The 14,928-nt window shown below is 66.4% G+C and carries 14 protein-coding genes; 8 read left to right on the top strand and 6 right to left on the bottom strand.

Features of this window, described 5'->3' with window-relative positions:
* Positions 1 to 308: 308 nt before the first annotated feature.
* Positions 309 to 2,015, top strand: a complete 1,707-nt coding sequence (ilvD, locus tag VEIS_RS15675) for a dihydroxy-acid dehydratase (RefSeq protein WP_011810944.1) — start codon at positions 309 to 311, stop codon at positions 2,013 to 2,015.
* 124 nt (positions 2,016 to 2,139) lie between these two features.
* Here the strand turns inward: ilvD and VEIS_RS15670 are convergent, their stop codons facing one another.
* Positions 2,140 to 2,382: a TIGR04438 family Trp-rich protein gene (locus VEIS_RS15670; protein WP_011810943.1), complete on the bottom strand. Its 243-nt coding sequence runs from the start codon at positions 2,380 to 2,382 to the stop codon at positions 2,140 to 2,142.
* A gap of 149 nt (positions 2,383 to 2,531) precedes the next feature.
* Here VEIS_RS15670 and VEIS_RS15665 point away from each other — a divergent pair, with 149 nt between their 5' ends.
* A complete protein-coding gene (locus tag VEIS_RS15665) occupies positions 2,532 to 2,837 on the top strand; it encodes a c-type cytochrome (RefSeq protein WP_011810942.1) in 306 nt (101 codons plus the stop codon).
* Positions 2,838 to 2,930: 93 nt separating this feature from the next.
* Here the strand turns inward: VEIS_RS15665 and VEIS_RS15660 are convergent, their stop codons facing one another.
* On the bottom strand, positions 2,931 to 3,380 hold the full coding sequence (locus VEIS_RS15660; RefSeq protein ID WP_011810941.1) for a hypothetical protein: 450 nt from the start codon (positions 3,378 to 3,380) through the stop codon (positions 2,931 to 2,933).
* Between the two features lie 11 nt (positions 3,381 to 3,391).
* Positions 3,392 to 5,386 carry an acetate--CoA ligase gene (gene acs / locus VEIS_RS15655; protein ID WP_011810940.1) on the bottom strand — a complete coding sequence of 665 codons (1,995 nt, stop codon included), beginning with the start codon at positions 5,384 to 5,386 and terminating at the stop codon, positions 3,392 to 3,394.
* A 163-nt stretch (positions 5,387 to 5,549) separates the two neighbouring features.
* Here acs and VEIS_RS26550 point away from each other — a divergent pair, with 163 nt between their 5' ends.
* Positions 5,550 to 5,702 carry a hypothetical protein gene (locus VEIS_RS26550; RefSeq protein WP_157048417.1) on the top strand — a complete coding sequence of 51 codons (153 nt, stop codon included), beginning with the start codon at positions 5,550 to 5,552 and terminating at the stop codon, positions 5,700 to 5,702.
* A gap of 49 nt (positions 5,703 to 5,751) precedes the next feature.
* Positions 5,752 to 6,351 carry a TIGR00645 family protein gene (locus tag VEIS_RS15650; protein ID WP_041950090.1) on the top strand — a complete coding sequence of 200 codons (600 nt, stop codon included), beginning with the start codon at positions 5,752 to 5,754 and terminating at the stop codon, positions 6,349 to 6,351.
* 185 nt (positions 6,352 to 6,536) lie between these two features.
* On the opposite strand, the gene fumC is transcribed toward VEIS_RS15650, so the two are convergent.
* The gene (fumC, locus tag VEIS_RS15645; RefSeq protein WP_011810937.1) at positions 6,537 to 7,943 is read right to left on the bottom strand and encodes a class II fumarate hydratase; all 1,407 of its coding nucleotides are present in this window, start codon (positions 7,941 to 7,943) and stop codon (positions 6,537 to 6,539) included.
* 168 nt (positions 7,944 to 8,111) lie between these two features.
* On the opposite strand from fumC, the gene VEIS_RS15640 reads away from it, so the two are divergent.
* Both VEIS_RS15640 and murI read left to right on the top strand, forming a co-directional pair.
* Positions 8,112 to 9,662, top strand: coding sequence for a fumarate hydratase (locus VEIS_RS15640; RefSeq protein ID WP_011810936.1), 1,551 nt, complete (start codon positions 8,112 to 8,114; stop codon positions 9,660 to 9,662).
* Positions 9,646 to 10,551 carry a glutamate racemase gene (gene murI, locus VEIS_RS15635; RefSeq protein WP_011810935.1) on the top strand — a complete coding sequence of 302 codons (906 nt, stop codon included), beginning with the start codon at positions 9,646 to 9,648 and terminating at the stop codon, positions 10,549 to 10,551. Before VEIS_RS15640 ends, murI begins: the two co-directional genes overlap by 17 nt.
* Before the next feature lie 134 nt (positions 10,552 to 10,685).
* Here murI and VEIS_RS28880 read toward each other — a convergent pair whose 3' ends face one another.
* Both VEIS_RS28880 and VEIS_RS15630 read right to left on the bottom strand, forming a co-directional pair.
* On the bottom strand, positions 10,686 to 10,871 hold the full coding sequence (locus VEIS_RS28880; RefSeq protein ID WP_198137873.1) for a hypothetical protein: 186 nt from the start codon (positions 10,869 to 10,871) through the stop codon (positions 10,686 to 10,688).
* The gene (locus VEIS_RS15630; protein ID WP_041950924.1) at positions 10,837 to 11,469 is read right to left on the bottom strand and encodes a DUF6806 family protein; all 633 of its coding nucleotides are present in this window, start codon (positions 11,467 to 11,469) and stop codon (positions 10,837 to 10,839) included. The genes VEIS_RS28880 and VEIS_RS15630 overlap by 35 nt, the downstream gene beginning before the upstream one ends.
* 511 nt (positions 11,470 to 11,980) lie before the next feature.
* Between VEIS_RS15630 and urtA the strand changes: the two genes are divergently transcribed.
* Both urtA and urtB read left to right on the top strand, forming a co-directional pair.
* Positions 11,981 to 13,243: an urea ABC transporter substrate-binding protein gene (gene urtA, locus VEIS_RS15625; protein WP_011810933.1), complete on the top strand. Its 1,263-nt coding sequence runs from the start codon at positions 11,981 to 11,983 to the stop codon at positions 13,241 to 13,243.
* Positions 13,244 to 13,277: 34 nt separating this feature from the next.
* Positions 13,278 to 14,861 carry an urea ABC transporter permease subunit UrtB gene (urtB, locus tag VEIS_RS15620; RefSeq protein WP_011810932.1) on the top strand — a complete coding sequence of 528 codons (1,584 nt, stop codon included), beginning with the start codon at positions 13,278 to 13,280 and terminating at the stop codon, positions 14,859 to 14,861.
* The last annotated feature ends 67 nt before the right edge of the window (positions 14,862 to 14,928 follow it).

Here is a 14,928-nt window from a genome sequence, read left to right as displayed (position 1 = left end):
GTCGCGTCATCGGTCAAATATCGTAGGCTGCGCTGGCCATCGCAGCGCAGCGCAGACCGACAGATGACCGATGACGCGACACCAGGCAACGCGCCAACCAGGCCCATCCCGGCCTGACCCCAACCAACCAACAGCCGCCACGAAAATCGGGGGCACTTCAACGTTTTCAACGCACAGAAAGGATTGGAACGCCCACCGCATGCGCAGCTTTCATCGAAAGTGTGCTGGCACGACAGGCGCCGCCCAGGCCCTGTTCGTCGGCACATTGCCGATCGACTCCGGCAAACGCAAGGCGCCCAGCAACCACCATGGCAGACAACAAGACGACCACGATCGAGCCTATCAACCGCCGCAGCGCGAACATCACACAGGGCAAGTCGCGCGCACCCAACCGCTCCATGTACTACGCCATGGGCTACGTGGAGGGCGACTTCGTCAAGCCGATGGTCGGCGTGGCCAATGGCCACAGCACCATCACGCCTTGCAACAGCGGGCTGCAAAAACTGACCGATGCCGCCATCGAGGGCATCGAGGAGGCCGGCGGCAATGCCCAGGTGTTCGGCACGCCGACCATCTCGGACGGCATGGCCATGGGCACCGAAGGCATGAAGTACAGCCTGGTCAGCCGTGAAGTCATCAGCGACTGCATAGAAACCTGCGTCAGCGGCCAGTGGCTGGACGGCGTGCTGGTGGTCGGCGGCTGCGACAAAAACATGCCCGGCGGCCTGATGGGCATGTTGCGCGCCAACGTGCCCGCAATCTATGTGTACGGCGGCACCATCCTGCCCGGCCACTACCAGGGGCGGGAACTGAATATCGTCAGCGTGTTCGAGGCGGTGGGCGAAAACGCCGCCGGCAAGCTGAGCGACCACGACCTCAGGGAGATCGAAAAGCGCGCCATCCCCGGCACCGGCTCCTGCGGCGGCATGTATACCGCCAACACCATGTCCAGCGCGTTCGAGGCCCTGGGCATCAGCCTGCCCTACTCGTCGACCATGGCCAACCCGCATGACGAGAAGACGAACTCGGCCAAGGCATCGGCCAAGGTGCTGATCGAGGCCATCCGCAACGACCTCAAGCCGCGCGACATCGTGACCAGGAAGGCCATCGAGAATGCAGTGGCCGTGATCATGGCCACCGGCGGCTCGACCAACGCCGTGCTGCATTTCCTGGCGATCGCCCATGCGGCAGGCGTGCCGTGGAGCATCGACGACTTCGAGCGCGTGCGCCAGAAGACCCCCGTGCTGTGCGACCTCAAGCCCAGCGGCAAATACCTGGCCGTGGACCTGCACCGCGCGGGCGGCATCCCGCAGGTGATGAAGCTGCTGCTCAACGCCGGCCTGCTGCATGGCGACTGCATCACCATCGAGGGCAAGACGATGGCCCAAGTGCTCAAGGATGTGCCCGATCGGCCGCGCGCAGACCAGAACGTGATCCGCCCCATCGACCAGCCCCTGTACGCGCAGGGCCACCTGGCCATCCTCAAGGGCAACCTCAGCCCCGAAGGGGCCGTGGCCAAGATCACCGGCCTGAAGAACCCGGTCATCACCGGCCCGGCGCGCGTGTTCGACGACGAGCAATCTGCGCTGCAGGCGATACTGGACGGCAAGATCCAGGCCGGCGACGTGATGGTGCTGCGCTACCTGGGGCCCAAGGGCGGCCCCGGCATGCCTGAAATGCTGGCCCCCACCGGCGCGCTGATCGGCGCCGGCCTGGGAGAAAGCGTGGGCCTGATCACCGACGGGCGCTTTTCCGGCGGCACCTGGGGCATGGTCGTCGGCCATGTGGCGCCCGAGGCCGCCGCAGGCGGCACCATCGCTTTCGTGCATGAAGGCGACAGCATCACCATCGACGCCCGCCAACTGCTGCTGCAATTGAATGTGGCTGAGGCAGAAATCGCCCGGCGCCGTGCCCGGTGGACGGCCCCCGCTGCGCGCTACACACGCGGCGTGCAGGCCAAGTTCGCCTTCAACGCATCGAGCGCCAGCCAAGGCGCGGTGCTCGACGCATACTGATCAGGCGCTCACGGTCATGGCGAAAACGCCCGCAGCCACTTCGTCGCTGCGGGCGTTTTTCATTGCGCAAAGACGGCACGCAAGCCGGCTACGCCAACCCCCGGCAGCGGCCACCGGCGGCGCCTCAGCGCGGCTTGCGGCGCTCGGTGCCCAGGGCCCGCTTGTGCTTGTCGAGGCGCTCCTGCCTGCGCTGGTCCATCTTCTCTTGGGCCTTGCGTTTCGTGTAGCCGGAGGAATCAGACCAGAACCACCACGATGCGGTGAGCGCAAACGGCACCAGCATCCACCACCAGGACATTGCAGCGAACGGAGCGACCTCGAAATACTTCAGTGCCAGTAAAACCAGGGAAACAGCCAGCAGATACATCATCATCTCCAGGAAGCGCTATGAACGATTGATTGGATTGCTTGGATCGATTGACTTGGGACAAGCTTGCATGTCAGCCCGGGTCACTACAATGCCGGCGTGTATTTCGCAAGTTGTAACTACCGTCAAACCAAGCAGAGGAATTACCGATGAAGCGCATCCTGATCACTTTTGCCATGGCGCTGTCGGTCGCGCCCGCCGCAATGGCTGACCTGGCCCTGGCGACCGCCAAGCAATGCGTGGCCTGCCACACCGTGGACAAGAAACTGGTCGGCCCGGCATACAAGGATGTCGCCGCCAAATATGCCGGCCAAAAAGATGCCGTGGACAAACTGGCCATCAAGATCACCCAGGGCAGTTCCGGCGTCTGGGGGCCGGTTCCGATGCCGGCCAACGCAAAGGTCAGCGAGGCCGAAGCCAAAAAACTGGCCGCCTGGGTTTTGATGCAAAAGTGATCTGCCACGGGTGTTCTGTGCCGGACTGCGCGCCGGCAGTGTAACAGAACTGATACGACACTTGCGCCGGGATGCGGTCCGGTGCCGCCGGCGTCAACGGCCGCGCAGTTGCTGCTCCAACTGGCCCACATAGGCGGCCGTGGTGTTGTCAGACGCCTGGACCCGCGCCGTCAGGCGCTCCTCCAGGCTGTCCATGCGCGCCAGCAATGCCGCGTGGCTTTGCTGATGCTGTGCCTCCAGAAAGCTGCGCAGTTCGGTGAAACGCGAGGCCTCGGCCTTGTCGGCCAACTCGCGCTGGGCCTGCATCTCCTTGGTGTGGCGGCGGGTTTCCAGCAGGACCGAGCCTTGCAGCGTCAGCACATAGGCGACAAAGAAGATGCCCAGCAGCACCGTCAGCCCCAGCATCAGCAGCCCCAGCGGGGCTTGCACCGTCATCAGCCCCAGCGATACCGGGGCGGGAGCGGCCAGCGCGGGCCAGTTCAGGGCCGCCAGTGCGGCGATGGCCAGCACGGTCACGAGCAAAACGATGGAACGCAAATGCATGAGAGTCTCCTTCAGTTGATTTGGGCCAATTGATCGAGGATGGCCGGATTCTCCAGCGTGCTGGTGTCTTGCGTGATGGCTTCGCCCTTGGCAATGCTGCGCAGCAGGCGGCGCATGATCTTGCCGCTGCGGGTCTTGGGCAGGTTGTCGCCAAAGCGGATGTCCCGGGGCTTGGCGATCGGGCCGATTTCCTTGGCCACCCAGTTGCGCAGCTCGTTGGCGATTTGCCGGGCCTCTTCGCCGGTCGGGCGCAGGCGCTTGAGCACCACGAAGGCGCAGATGGCCTCGCCCGTCACCTCGTCGGGGCGGCCGACCACGGCGGCCTCGGCCACCAGGTCGGTCTTGGCCACCAGGGCCGATTCGATCTCCATCGTGCCCATGCGGTGGCCTGAGACGTTGAGCACGTCATCGATGCGGCCGGTGATGCGAAAGTAGCCACGGTCGGTGCTGCGCACGGCGCCGTCGCCGGCCAGGTAGTAGCCTTTGAGCTCCTGCGGGAAGTAGCTCTTTTTGAAGCGCTCGGGGTCGTTCCAGATGGTGCGGATCATGCTGGGCCAGGGACGCTTGATGACCAGAATGCCGCCCGCGCCGTGGGGCATGTCGTGGCCCGTTTCATCGACCACGGCGGCCGCGATGCCGGGCAGCGCCAGCGTGCAGCTACCGGGCACCAGCGGGGTGGCGCCGGGCAGCGGCGCGATCACATGGCCGCCGGTTTCGGTCTGCCAGAAGGTGTCGACGATGGGGCAGCGCTCGCCGCCCACGTTCTTGTGGTACCACATCCAGGCTTCGGGGTTGATCGGCTCGCCGACGCTGCCCAGGATGCGCAGGCTGCTCAGATCCGAGCGCGCCGGGTGCACCGCAGCGTCGGCCTCGGCGGCCTTGATCAGCGAGCGGATGGCCGTGGGGGCGGTGTAGAAGATCGTGCACCTGTGCCGCTCGATCATCTGCCAAAAGCGCCCCGCGTCGGGAAAGGTGGGAATGCCCTCGAAGATGATCTGCGTCGCGCCTGCGGCCAGCGGGCCATAGGCCACGTAGGTGTGGCCGGTGATCCAGCCGATATCGGCCGTGCACCAGAAGATGTCGTCCGGGCGCAGGTCGAAGGTCCAGTCCATAGTCATCTTGGCCCACAGCAGATAGCCGCCGGTGCTGTGCTGCACGCCCTTGGGCTTGCCGGTGGAGCCGCTGGTGTACAGGATGAACAGCGGATGCTCGGCCTCCAGCGCGAGCGCGGCGCAGTCGCTGCTCTGGCCCGCGAGCGCCTGGGCAAAGGTCTTGTCGCGCCCGGCCAGCATCGGGCAGGCGCTGGCAGTGCGTTGATGGACGAAGACGGTGCCAACGCTGTCGCAGCCACCCAGGGCCAGGGCCTGGTCGATGATGGCTTTCAGGGGCAGTTCCTTGCCGCCACGCATCTGGTAGTTGGCAGTGATCACGGCCACGGCGCCGGCGTCGATGATGCGCTCGTGCACGGCCTTGGCGCTGAAGCCGCCAAACACCACGCTGTGCGTGGCGCCAATGCGGGCGCAAGCCTGCATCGCGATCACGCCCTCGATGGTCATCGGCATGTAGATCAGGACCCGGTCGCCCTTGGCCACGCCATGGGCTTTGAGCGCATTGGCAAACTGGCCCACGCGCGCGAGCAGCTCGCGGTAGCTGATGCGGGTGACCGTGCCATCGTCGGCCTCGAAGATGATGGCGCATTTGTGCTCGGTCGGCGTGCCGATATGGCGGTCCAGGCAATTGGCCGAGGCATTGAGCTGGCCGTCGGCAAACCACTGGAAAAACGGCGCATTCGATGCGTCGAGCGTGCGGGTGAAGGGCCGGCTCCACTGCAGGTGGCTGCGCGCCTGGCGCGCCCAGAAGCCCTCGATATCCTGGTCGGCCTCGGCGCACAGCGCCTCATAGCCGGACATGCCGGACACGCGGGCCGCGTTGACGATGGCGTCCGACGGTGGGAATACGCGGTTTTCGATCAGCACGGACTCGATGGCAGATGTGGGCGCGCTCATGGTGATGGTCTCCTGGGTCCAAAGAAAAATTGGCCGGTACTGTCGGACCCGGTACTTACAGGCCACTGACGCAGCTTACAGACAATGCCGGGACGCTGGAACGAGGCTGCCGCAATCGGATCATGCGCGCAGCCTGCGACCTCTGACCGATGACGCGACACTAGTGTCGCGTCATCGATCATCTGTCGGTCTGCGCTGGCCATCGAAGCGCATCGCGGCGTTGCATCGCTTGCCAATACAGCTCGGTATGGGCTGCGCGATGCGCCTTGCGCTGCGCTCCGATGGCTGCGCGCAGCCTACGACATCTGATCGGTGACGCGACACTAGAATCGCGCCTACCCCCGAAAACCCCTTTTGTGTGTGCCATGTCCCTGCCCAAATCCATCCCCGTCACGCCACTGCGCCCCCTGCCATCGATGATCTTTGCCAGCCGATGGCTGCAACTGCCGCTGTACCTGGGCCTGATCCTGGCGCAGGCAGTGTACGTGTTCCATTTCTGGGTCGAACTGGTGCACCTGATAGAGGCCGCTTTCGGCAACACGGCAGCGCTGCAGCAACTGGTATCGAGCATTGGCTACAAGAGTGATTTCGAGGTCCGATCGCTGAACGAAACCATCATCATGCTGGTGGTGCTGGCGCTGATCGATGTAGTGATGATCTCCAACCTGCTGATCATGGTGATCGTCGGCGGGTATGAGACCTTTGTCTCACGCCTGCACCTGGAAGACCACCCCGACCAGCCCGAGTGGCTCAGCCATGTCAACGCCTCGGTGCTCAAGGTCAAACTGGCCACCGCCATCATCGGCATCAGTTCGATCCACCTGCTCAAGACCTTCATCAACGCAGCCAACTATGACCTCAAGGTGCTGATGTGGCAGACCATCATCCATGCGGTGTTCCTGCTCAGCGCGCTGGCGATTGCATTGACCGACCGGCTGATGGCGCACCCGGCGGACAGGCACTGAAGCGCCCGTTCGTCCATCCCTGCGCACAGCGACCCCCAGGCAGCCTTGCTGCTGGATCCCTTGGGCGCAGCGCTTTCGGCGCATGAAACATGCGGGCGCGCACCCCAGGCCGGGGATGCCGTGGCGCCCGTCTGTGCCGCGCCGACGGCGTCGCGGCCCCATCCAGGGCGCGCGCGGGTTTTGCCTTACTGCCCCACCATCTGCGCCGGCACGACCCATTGGTCGAACTGCTCGCCCGTGACATGGCCCAAGGCCAGGGCCACCGCACGCAGGCTGCTGCCCTCGGCATGGGCTTTTTTGGCGATCTGCGCGGCCTTGTCGTAGCCGATATGGGGGTTCAGGGCCGTCACCAGCATCAGCGAGCGCTCCAGCAACTCGTCGATGCGGGCCTGGGCGGGCGCTATGCCGACGGCGCAGTGCGCGTCGAAACTGGCCATGCCATCGGCCAGCAGCCGCAGGCTCTGCAAAAAGTTGTGGATGATCAGGGGGCGGAACACATTCAGCTCGAAATTGCCCGAGGCGCCGCCGATGTTGATGGCCACGTCATTGCCCAGCACCTGCGCGCACAGCATGGTCAGCGCCTCGCACTGCGTGGGGTTGACCTTGCCGGGCATGATCGACGAGCCCGGCTCGTTCTCGGGAATCGTGATCTCGCCCAAGCCGCTGCGCGGCCCGCTGGCCAGCCAGCGCACATCGTTGGCGATCTTCATCAGGCTGGCGGCCAGCGTCTTGAGTGCGCCATGGGCATGGACCAGCGCATCACAAGCGGCCAGGGCCTCGAACTTGTTCGGGGCGGTGACCAGCGGCAGGCCGGTCAGGCCGGCCAGTTCCTTGGCCACCGCCTGCGCGTAGCCCGCCGGCGCGTTCAGCCCGGTGCCCACGGCAGTGCCGCCCAGGGCCAGTTCACACAGGTGTGGCAGCGCGGCCCGCAGATGCTGATCGCCATGCTGCAACTGCGCCACCCAGCCCGATATCTCCTGCCCCAGCGTGAGCGGGGTCGCGTCCTGCAGATGGGTGCGGCCGATCTTCACGATGCCCGAGAACGCCTGCGCCTTGGCCGCCAAGCTGCTGCGCAGGCCCTGCAGCGCCGGGAGCAGGCGCTGCGTCAGCGCGTCTGCGGCGGCCAGGTGCATGGCCGTGGGAAAGACATCATTGCTCGACTGGCTCAGGTTCACCTCGTCGTTCGGGTGCACCAGCCGCGCCTGGCCGCGCGGGCCGCCGAGCAACTCGCTGGCGCGGTTGGCCAGCACCTCGTTCATGTTCATGTTGGTCTGCGTGCCCGAGCCGGTCTGCCAGACCACGAGCGGGAACTCCTGCCAATGGCCGCCGGCGATCACCTCGTCCGCCGCAGCGACGATGGCCCGGGTCTTGGCCGCATCCAGCAGGCCCAGCGCATGGTTGACACAGGCGCTGGCGCGCTTGACCCGGGCCAGCGCCCGGATCAGCTCGGGCGCCATGCGCTCCACCGAGATCGCAAAATGCTGTAGCGAGCGCTGCGTCTGCGCCCCCCACAGGCGCCCGGCGGGCACATCGATAGGTCCGAAGCTGTCTTTTTCGCTGCGGTATGCGCTCGTATCGGCTGGGGATGTCATCACGGTCACGCCTGGTCGCCAGAAAAGAATGGGAACACCAGCGTGCAGCATACCCGGGTCGTGCCAGGCAGGCCCCATGCCGCCCGGCATGTCCGGCGGCGCCATGCGGCCGGCGCAGCGCAACGGATAATCCGGGGAGCACGATCATCCGCACCCGAGCCACCCGCCATGACCACCATTTGCCAAGAAGACCTGATCGAATCCATTGCCGGCGCATTGCAGTACATCAGCTACTACCACCCCGGCGACTACATCGCCCACCTGGCCCGCGCCTACGAGCGCGAGCAAAGCCCGGCGGCCAAGGACGCGATGGCCCAGATCCTGACCAACAGCAAGATGAGCGCCATCGGCCAGCGCCCGATCTGCCAGGACACCGGCATCGTCAACGTCTTCCTCAAGGTCGGCATGGACGTGCGCTGGCAAGGCTTCAGCGGCGGCCTGGACGCGGCCATCGACGAAGGCGTGCGCCGCGGCTACAACCACCCCGGCAACAGTTTGCGCGCCAGCGTGGTGGCCGACCCCCAGTTCGAGCGCAAGAACACCCGGGACAACACCCCGGCCGTGGTTCTGACCGAGATCGTTCCCGGCAACACCGTGGACATCATCGTGGCGGCCAAGGGCGGAGGCTCGGAGAACAAGTCCAGCATGTACATGCTCAACCCCAGCGACAGCGTGGTCGACTGGGTGCTCAAGACCGTGCCCGCGATGGGCGCCGGCTGGTGCCCTCCCGGCATGTTGGGCATAGGCATCGGCGGCACGGCGGAAAAAGCCGTGCTGATGGCCAAGCAAAGCCTGATGGAGCACCTCGACATGCATGAGTTGCAGGCCAAGGCCGCCAGCGGCGCCAGGCTCGACAAGATCGAGGAACTGCGCCTGGAACTGTTTGCCAAGGTCAATGCGCTGGGCATAGGCGCGCAGGGCCTGGGCGGCCTGAGCACGGTGCTGGACGTGAAGATCAGGATGTACCCCACGCACGCGGCCAGCAAGCCGATCGCGATGATCCCCAACTGCGCGGCCACGCGCCACGCGCACCTCGTGCTCGACGGATCAGGCCCGGCCTACCTGACGCCCCCCAGCCTGGACCTGTGGCCCGACATGGACTGGGCGCCCGACTACCAGCACAGCCGCAGGGTCTTTCTCGACCAACTGACCCGGCAGGAGGTCGCCAGATGGAAGCCCGGCGACCGCCTGCTGCTCAACGGCAAGATGCTGACCGGCCGCGATGCCGCGCACCAGCGCATACAAAACCTGCTGGCCAACGGCGAAAAGCTGCCCGTGGACTTCAACAACCGGGTCATCTACTACGTCGGCCCGGTGGACCCGATCGAGGGCGAAGCCGTAGGCCCCGCAGGCCCCACCACCGCCACCCGGATGGACAAGTTCACCGACATGATGCTGGCCCGGACCGGCCTGATCGCGATGATCGGCAAGGCCGAGCGCGGCCCGGTCGCCATCGGGGCCATCAAAAAGCACCAAAGCGCCTACCTGATGGCCGTGGGCGGCGCCGCCTACCTGGTGAGCAAGGCCATCAAGAGCGCCAAAGTGGTGGGCTTTGCCGACCTGGGCATGGAAGCGATCTACGAATTCGACGTGGTCGACATGCCGGTGACCGTCGCCGTGGACTCCGGCGGCAGCAGCGTCCACATCACCGGCCCCGCCGAATGGCAAAAGCGCATCGCCACCGGTGAATTCAAGGGCATCGGTGTCACAGCCTCCTGAGCACGGCCACAGTCGCAGCGCCAGCGCCGCGCCGCCGCAGCAGCCCATTGGAGTGTTCGACAGCGGCGTGGGCGGCCTGAGCGTGCTGCACGCGCTGCGGGCCGCATTGCCCCGGGAACGCTTCGTGTACCTGGCCGACAGCGCCAACGCGCCCTACGGCGAGCGCGCTGCGGCCCAGGTGAGCGCGCGCACCTTGGCCATCACCGGGTACCTGCGCGCGCAGCACCGGATCAAGGCGCTGGTGGTGGCCTGCAACACCGCCACGGCGGCAGCCATCGATGAACTGCGCCAGCGCCATCCCGGCCTGCCGCTGGTCGGCCTGGAGCCGGCGCTCAAACCCGCCCTCGCGCTCACGCAGACGGGCCATGTGGGCGTGATCGGCACGCGCGGCACGCTTGGCAGCGCCAAGTTCGGCAAGCTGCTGGCCTCGCTGGCCGATCGGGCCCATTTCGTGCTCCAGCCCTGCGACGGCCTGGCCCACGCCATCGAGCGCAGCGTGCTGTCCACGGCCCCCGTCTCCGGCAGCACCGAGACCGGCGCCCTGTGCCAGCGCTACCTCCACGCGATGGGAACCTTCGGCAAAGCCCCCGGGCAGATCGACACGCTGGTGCTCGGCTGCACCCATTACCTGTTCGTGACCGACGAACTGCGGGCGCTGCTCGGGCCTGGGGTGCAGTTCGTCGAGACCGGCGCGCCCGTGGCACGCCAGACCCGGCGCCTGCTGGAAACCGCAGGCTTGCTGCGCAATGGGTTGCGCGAACCACAGGCCGCCGCAGAAACGGCAGGCACCCGCCTGCTGACCACCGGCCCGGCGGCCATGCTGCAAGCGGCGGCGCAGCGCTGGCTGGGCCTGCCGGCCGATTGCTGCACCGGCATCTGCCTGCCCTGATGCAGCAGCCATCGGACAGATGACGCCAGGTGGGCGCCAAGTGGGCACCCGATGGCACCGTATGGCACCAGCGGGTCGTCGGGACCGCCGGGCTTGCCCGGGGCCTGGGCGCGCTTGGTGTGCCTAGTGTCGTGTCACCGATCAGATGTCGTAGGCTGCGCGCAGCCATCGGAGCGCAGCGCAAGGCGCATCGCGCAGCCAATACCGAGCGTATTGGCAAGCGATGCAACGCCGCGATGCGCTTCGATGGCCAGCGCAGACCGACAGATGATCGGTGACGCGACACTAGTGCAAATGGCGCGGACGGCGGCCACCGCCATGGCCGCTGCCGGAGCCGCCGGAGCCACGGGGCGGTTTGCCGATCTCCAGCGAGTTCACCAGCGCGTCGAAACGCTGGCTGAACAGCTTGTCGATCTCGGCGACCACGCCGCCGAGTTCGGCGCCGTCGAAGTGGCGCTCCATCATGTCCACCACGTCTTGCACCAGCAGATCGCGCTGCACCTGCATGATGGCCGCCGGCGTGGGGCCGACGAACAGCAAGATGAATTCGTCGCGCGCATCGGCCTCGGACTCCCCCTCCTCGTCGTCTTCATCGAAACCGGCGTCGTAGAACGTGACTTCGATCGCGGCGCCCTGCTCGGCCAGCTCGTTCAGGCTCATGCACATCTCGTCGAGCGACTGGCGAAAATCCTCGTCGCCGTGCACCGTCCAGCAGATCTGCAGCAGATGCTCCTGCGCATCGAACTGAATGCCCGGCTCTTCCTCGTAGACGCTGGAGGCGCCATCGGTCAGCGAGCGGGCCCCGACATACTTCCACAGCGGTTTGAGTGCTTCCTGGAGCTGCTCGAAGCTCGCATCGGCACGCAACGGAACCTGTCCGTGGACATGGATTTCAAGGGGAGCGTTGTAACTTGGCATGATTGAATCGTAGTGGTGCTCCGAGCCGGCGTCCGATTGCCGCATATCCATCGGCTTTGTGGCTGGTATTGGGGGAAATGGGGGGAACCTTTTTGACTGGCGCAGCTTGGTAGCGCAACCATAGCGCCATTTTCTCACGGCGCCAATCGCCGCCTCGATGCCGGGAACCGGTGGTGCTGGCGCGCACCACCGGCGCTACCGGGGCCGCAGCCGTCGCGCCGGGAGCATCGATGGCCGCCGTCATGCCGCGAACACGGCGCCGGCCAGGGTCGATCCGGATGAACGCGGCCGGTGCCCGATCGACGGCACTGCTCCCGGCGGCCAGCCCCGCGTGACGCCATGGCACGGGTTGGTTCGGACGGCTTGCCCGCGCCATATACGCCAACCGGCGTATTTCCGTTGCCGGCAGCGCTGGCCAGAATCCATGCCAGCGCCCGCTCCCGACAGGCCGGCTCCGGTCGTGGCGCCGGCCGGGCGCACTGGCTCGAATCCATCCACCGGAGAATCCTTCATGCAACGTCGTCATTCCCTCAAGACCCTCGCGGCCGCCGCTGCGCTCGCGGGGCTGTCCGCGCTGCCGGCCCATGCGCAGGACAGTATCAAGGTCGGCATCCTGCACAGCCTCTCGGGCACCATGGCGATTTCGGAAACCGTGCTCAAGGACACCGTGCTGATGGCGATCGACGAGATCAACGCCAGCGGCGGTGTGCTGGGCAAGAAGCTCGAACCCGTGGTGGTCGATCCGGCCTCGAACTGGCCCCTGTTTGCCGAGAAGGCCCGGCAACTGCTCGGGCAGGACAAGGTCGCGGTGATCTTCGGCTGCTGGACCTCGGTGAGCCGCAAGTCGGTGCTGCCGGTGGTCGAGGAAATGAACGGCCTGTTGTTCTACCCCGTGCAGTACGAGGGCGAGGAGCTGTCCAAGAATGTGTTCTACACCGGCGCCGCGCCCAACCAGCAGGCCATCCCGGCCGTGGACTACCTGATGAGCAAGGACGGCGGCAGCGCCAAGCGCTGGGTGCTGCTGGGCACCGACTATGTTTACCCGCGCACCACCAACAAGATCCTGCGTGCCTACCTGCGCGCCAAGGGCGTCAAAGACAGCGACATCGCCGAAAAATACACCCCGTTCGGCCATTCGGACTACCAGACCATCGTGGCCGACATCCAGAAATTCAGCCAGGGGGGCAAAACCGCCGTGGTGTCCACCATCAACGGCGACTCCAACGTGCCGTTCTACAAGGAACTGGGCAACGCCGGCCTGAAGGCCAAGGATGTGCCGGTGGTGGCCTTCTCGGTGGGCGAGGAAGAATTGCGCGGCGTAGACACCAAGCCGCTGGTGGGCCATCTGGCGGCCTGGAACTACTTTCAGTCGATCAAAAGCCCGGCCAACACCGAGTTCATCAAGAAGTGGAGCGGCTACGCCCGGGCCAAGGGCATTGCCGGCCACAAGGACCGGCCGCTGACCAACGACCCGATGGAGGCCAGCTACATCGGCATCCACATGTGGAAGCAGGCGGTGGAAAAGGCCAAGAGCACCGATGTCGACAAGGTGATCGCCGCGATGGCCGGCCAGACCTTCAAGGCGCCGTCGGGCATCACCTCGATGATGGACGAGAAGAACCACCACCTGCACAAGAGCGTGTTCATCGGCGAGATCAAGGCCGACGGCCAGTTCAACGTGGTGTGGAAGACCCCCGGCCCGGTCAAGGCCAAGCCCTGGAGCCCGTACATCGAAGGCAATGACAAAAAGCCCGATGAGCCGGAAAAGAAATAAGCCCCCAAGCCCTGACACACCTTCCCGCCGTTTCATGCCGCGCCGCTTTCCGCTCCTGTGGGCCAGCCTGGCCCTGTGGGCCGCGACCGCCGGCCCGGCCCGGGCATTGACCGCCGGGCAGGCCCTGGCCATGGCCGCAGGCAGCACCGATGAGCGCGTGGCCGCCGTGCAGCAGGCCGTGCTCGATGCCGATGAGCGCACGGCGGCCTTCTTGCAGGCATTGGCCGACGATGCGGTCCAACTGGCCGCCGGCAAGGCGCTGATCGTGCGCGGCGACCAGGGGCAAGACCCGGTCACGGGCGCCGAAGCGCCGCTGCCCGAGGACGCCGAAGAGATCATCAACAACAACCGCATGCGCGGCGAGATCGACACCGCGCTGGCCGGCCTGGCATTGTTGGGCCAAGACCCGGCCCGGCGCCTGGCCGCTGCCCAGGCCCTGATGCGCGCGCCCGATGCGGGCCGGCTGGCGCTGCTCGACAAGGCGCTGGCGCAGGAGACGCACGCCCCCATCCGTGCCCGGTTGGAACTGGCCCGCGCCGCCGCCATGCTCGGCAGCGCAGACGCCAGCCTGCGCCGCGCCGCCGCGCAGACCCTGTCGGCCAGCGCCACGCCCGACACCCGCCGGCTGCTCAATGAACGCGCCGCGCTGGAGGACGACGCGCAGGTCCAGGCCGCGCTACAGGCCGCGCTACGGGCCATCGATGGCCGGCTGGCCTGGGGCGAGCGTCTGGGCGCGCTGTTCTCGGGCATCAGCCTGGGCTCGATCTTGCTGCTGGTGGCGCTGGGCCTGGCCATCACCTACGGCCTGATGGGCGTGATCAACATGGCCCATGGCGAGCTGATGATGATCGGCGCCTATGCCACCTTCGCCGTGCAAGGCGTTTTCCGGCAATACCTGCCGGCCGCGTTCGACTGGTACCTGGTGGCAGCGCTGCCGCTGGCGTTTGCCGCCTCGGCGCTGGTGGGCGCGGTGCTCGAACGCGGCGTGCTGCGCTTTCTCTACGGCCGCCCGCTGGAAACCCTGCTGGCCACCTGGGGCATCAGCCTGGTGCTGATGCAACTGGTGCGCACGCTCTTCGGTGCGCAGAACGTGGGCGTGGAAAACCCGGCGTGGATGAGTGGCGGGGTGCAACTGCTGCCCAACCTGACGCTGCCCTACAACCGCCTGGTGATCATCGGCTTCGCGCTGGCCGTGCTGCTGGGCATGGGCTGGATCATCGCGCGCACGCGCCTGGGTCTGTGGGTGCGCGGCGTCACGCAAAACCGCCCGATCGCGGCCTGCATGGGCGTGAACACCGCGCGCATCGACACCCTGGCCTTTGCGCTGGGCTCGGGCATCGCCGGCCTGGCCGGCTGCGCGCTCAGCCAAGTCGGCAATGTCGGGCCGGATCTGGGCCAGAACTACATCGTCGACGCCTTCATGGTGGTGGTGCTCGGCGGCGTGGGCCAGTTGGCCGGCACCGTGTATGCGGCCCTGGGCCTGGGGGTGCTGGGCAAGTTCCTGGAAGGCTGGGCGGGCGCCGTGCTGGCCAAGATTGCCGTGCTGGTGTTCATCATCATCTTCATCCAGAAGCGGCCGCAGGGCATTTTTGCCGCCAAAGGGCGCAGCTTTGAATGATGGCCACGGTTCCCACCCTCGCGCACGGGCGGCTCGGGCGACGCCGACGACACCCGCGGCCCCTGCC

The sequence above is a fragment of the Verminephrobacter eiseniae EF01-2 genome, from assembly GCF_000015565.1.
In the GTDB taxonomy this organism is placed as follows: domain Bacteria; phylum Pseudomonadota; class Gammaproteobacteria; order Burkholderiales; family Burkholderiaceae_C; genus Acidovorax; species Acidovorax eiseniae.
The sequence above is the reverse complement of the archived record's forward strand: the minus strand, read 5'-3'. Positions and strand labels throughout refer to the sequence as shown.

What these genes read in the sequence shown, in the direction of transcription:
- VEIS_RS15665 (WP_011810942.1), top strand. Translation starts at nt 2,532, where the DNA reads ATGAAGCGCATCCTGATCACTTTTGCCATGGCGCTGTCGGTCGCGCCC.
- VEIS_RS15650 (WP_041950090.1), top strand. Translation starts at nt 5,752, where the DNA reads ATGTCCCTGCCCAAATCCATCCCCGTCACGCCACTGCGCCCCCTGCCA.
- VEIS_RS15670 (WP_011810943.1), bottom strand. Translation starts at nt 2,382, where the DNA reads ATGTATCTGCTGGCTGTTTCCCTGGTTTTACTGGCACTGAAGTATTTC.
- ilvD (WP_011810944.1), top strand. Translation starts at nt 309, where the DNA reads ATGGCAGACAACAAGACGACCACGATCGAGCCTATCAACCGCCGCAGC.
- fumC (WP_011810937.1), bottom strand. Translation starts at nt 7,943, where the DNA reads ATGACATCCCCAGCCGATACGAGCGCATACCGCAGCGAAAAAGACAGC.
- VEIS_RS28880 (WP_198137873.1), bottom strand. Translation starts at nt 10,871, where the DNA reads ATGGCGGTGGCCGCCGTCCGCGCCATTTGCACTAGTGTCGCGTCACCG.
- acs (WP_011810940.1), bottom strand. Translation starts at nt 5,386, where the DNA reads ATGAGCGCGCCCACATCTGCCATCGAGTCCGTGCTGATCGAAAACCGC.
- urtB (WP_011810932.1), top strand. Translation starts at nt 13,278, where the DNA reads ATGCCGCGCCGCTTTCCGCTCCTGTGGGCCAGCCTGGCCCTGTGGGCC.
- urtA (WP_011810933.1), top strand. Translation starts at nt 11,981, where the DNA reads ATGCAACGTCGTCATTCCCTCAAGACCCTCGCGGCCGCCGCTGCGCTC.
- VEIS_RS15660 (WP_011810941.1), bottom strand. Translation starts at nt 3,380, where the DNA reads ATGCATTTGCGTTCCATCGTTTTGCTCGTGACCGTGCTGGCCATCGCC.
- VEIS_RS15640 (WP_011810936.1), top strand. Translation starts at nt 8,112, where the DNA reads ATGACCACCATTTGCCAAGAAGACCTGATCGAATCCATTGCCGGCGCA.
- VEIS_RS15630 (WP_041950924.1), bottom strand. Translation starts at nt 11,469, where the DNA reads ATGCCAAGTTACAACGCTCCCCTTGAAATCCATGTCCACGGACAGGTT.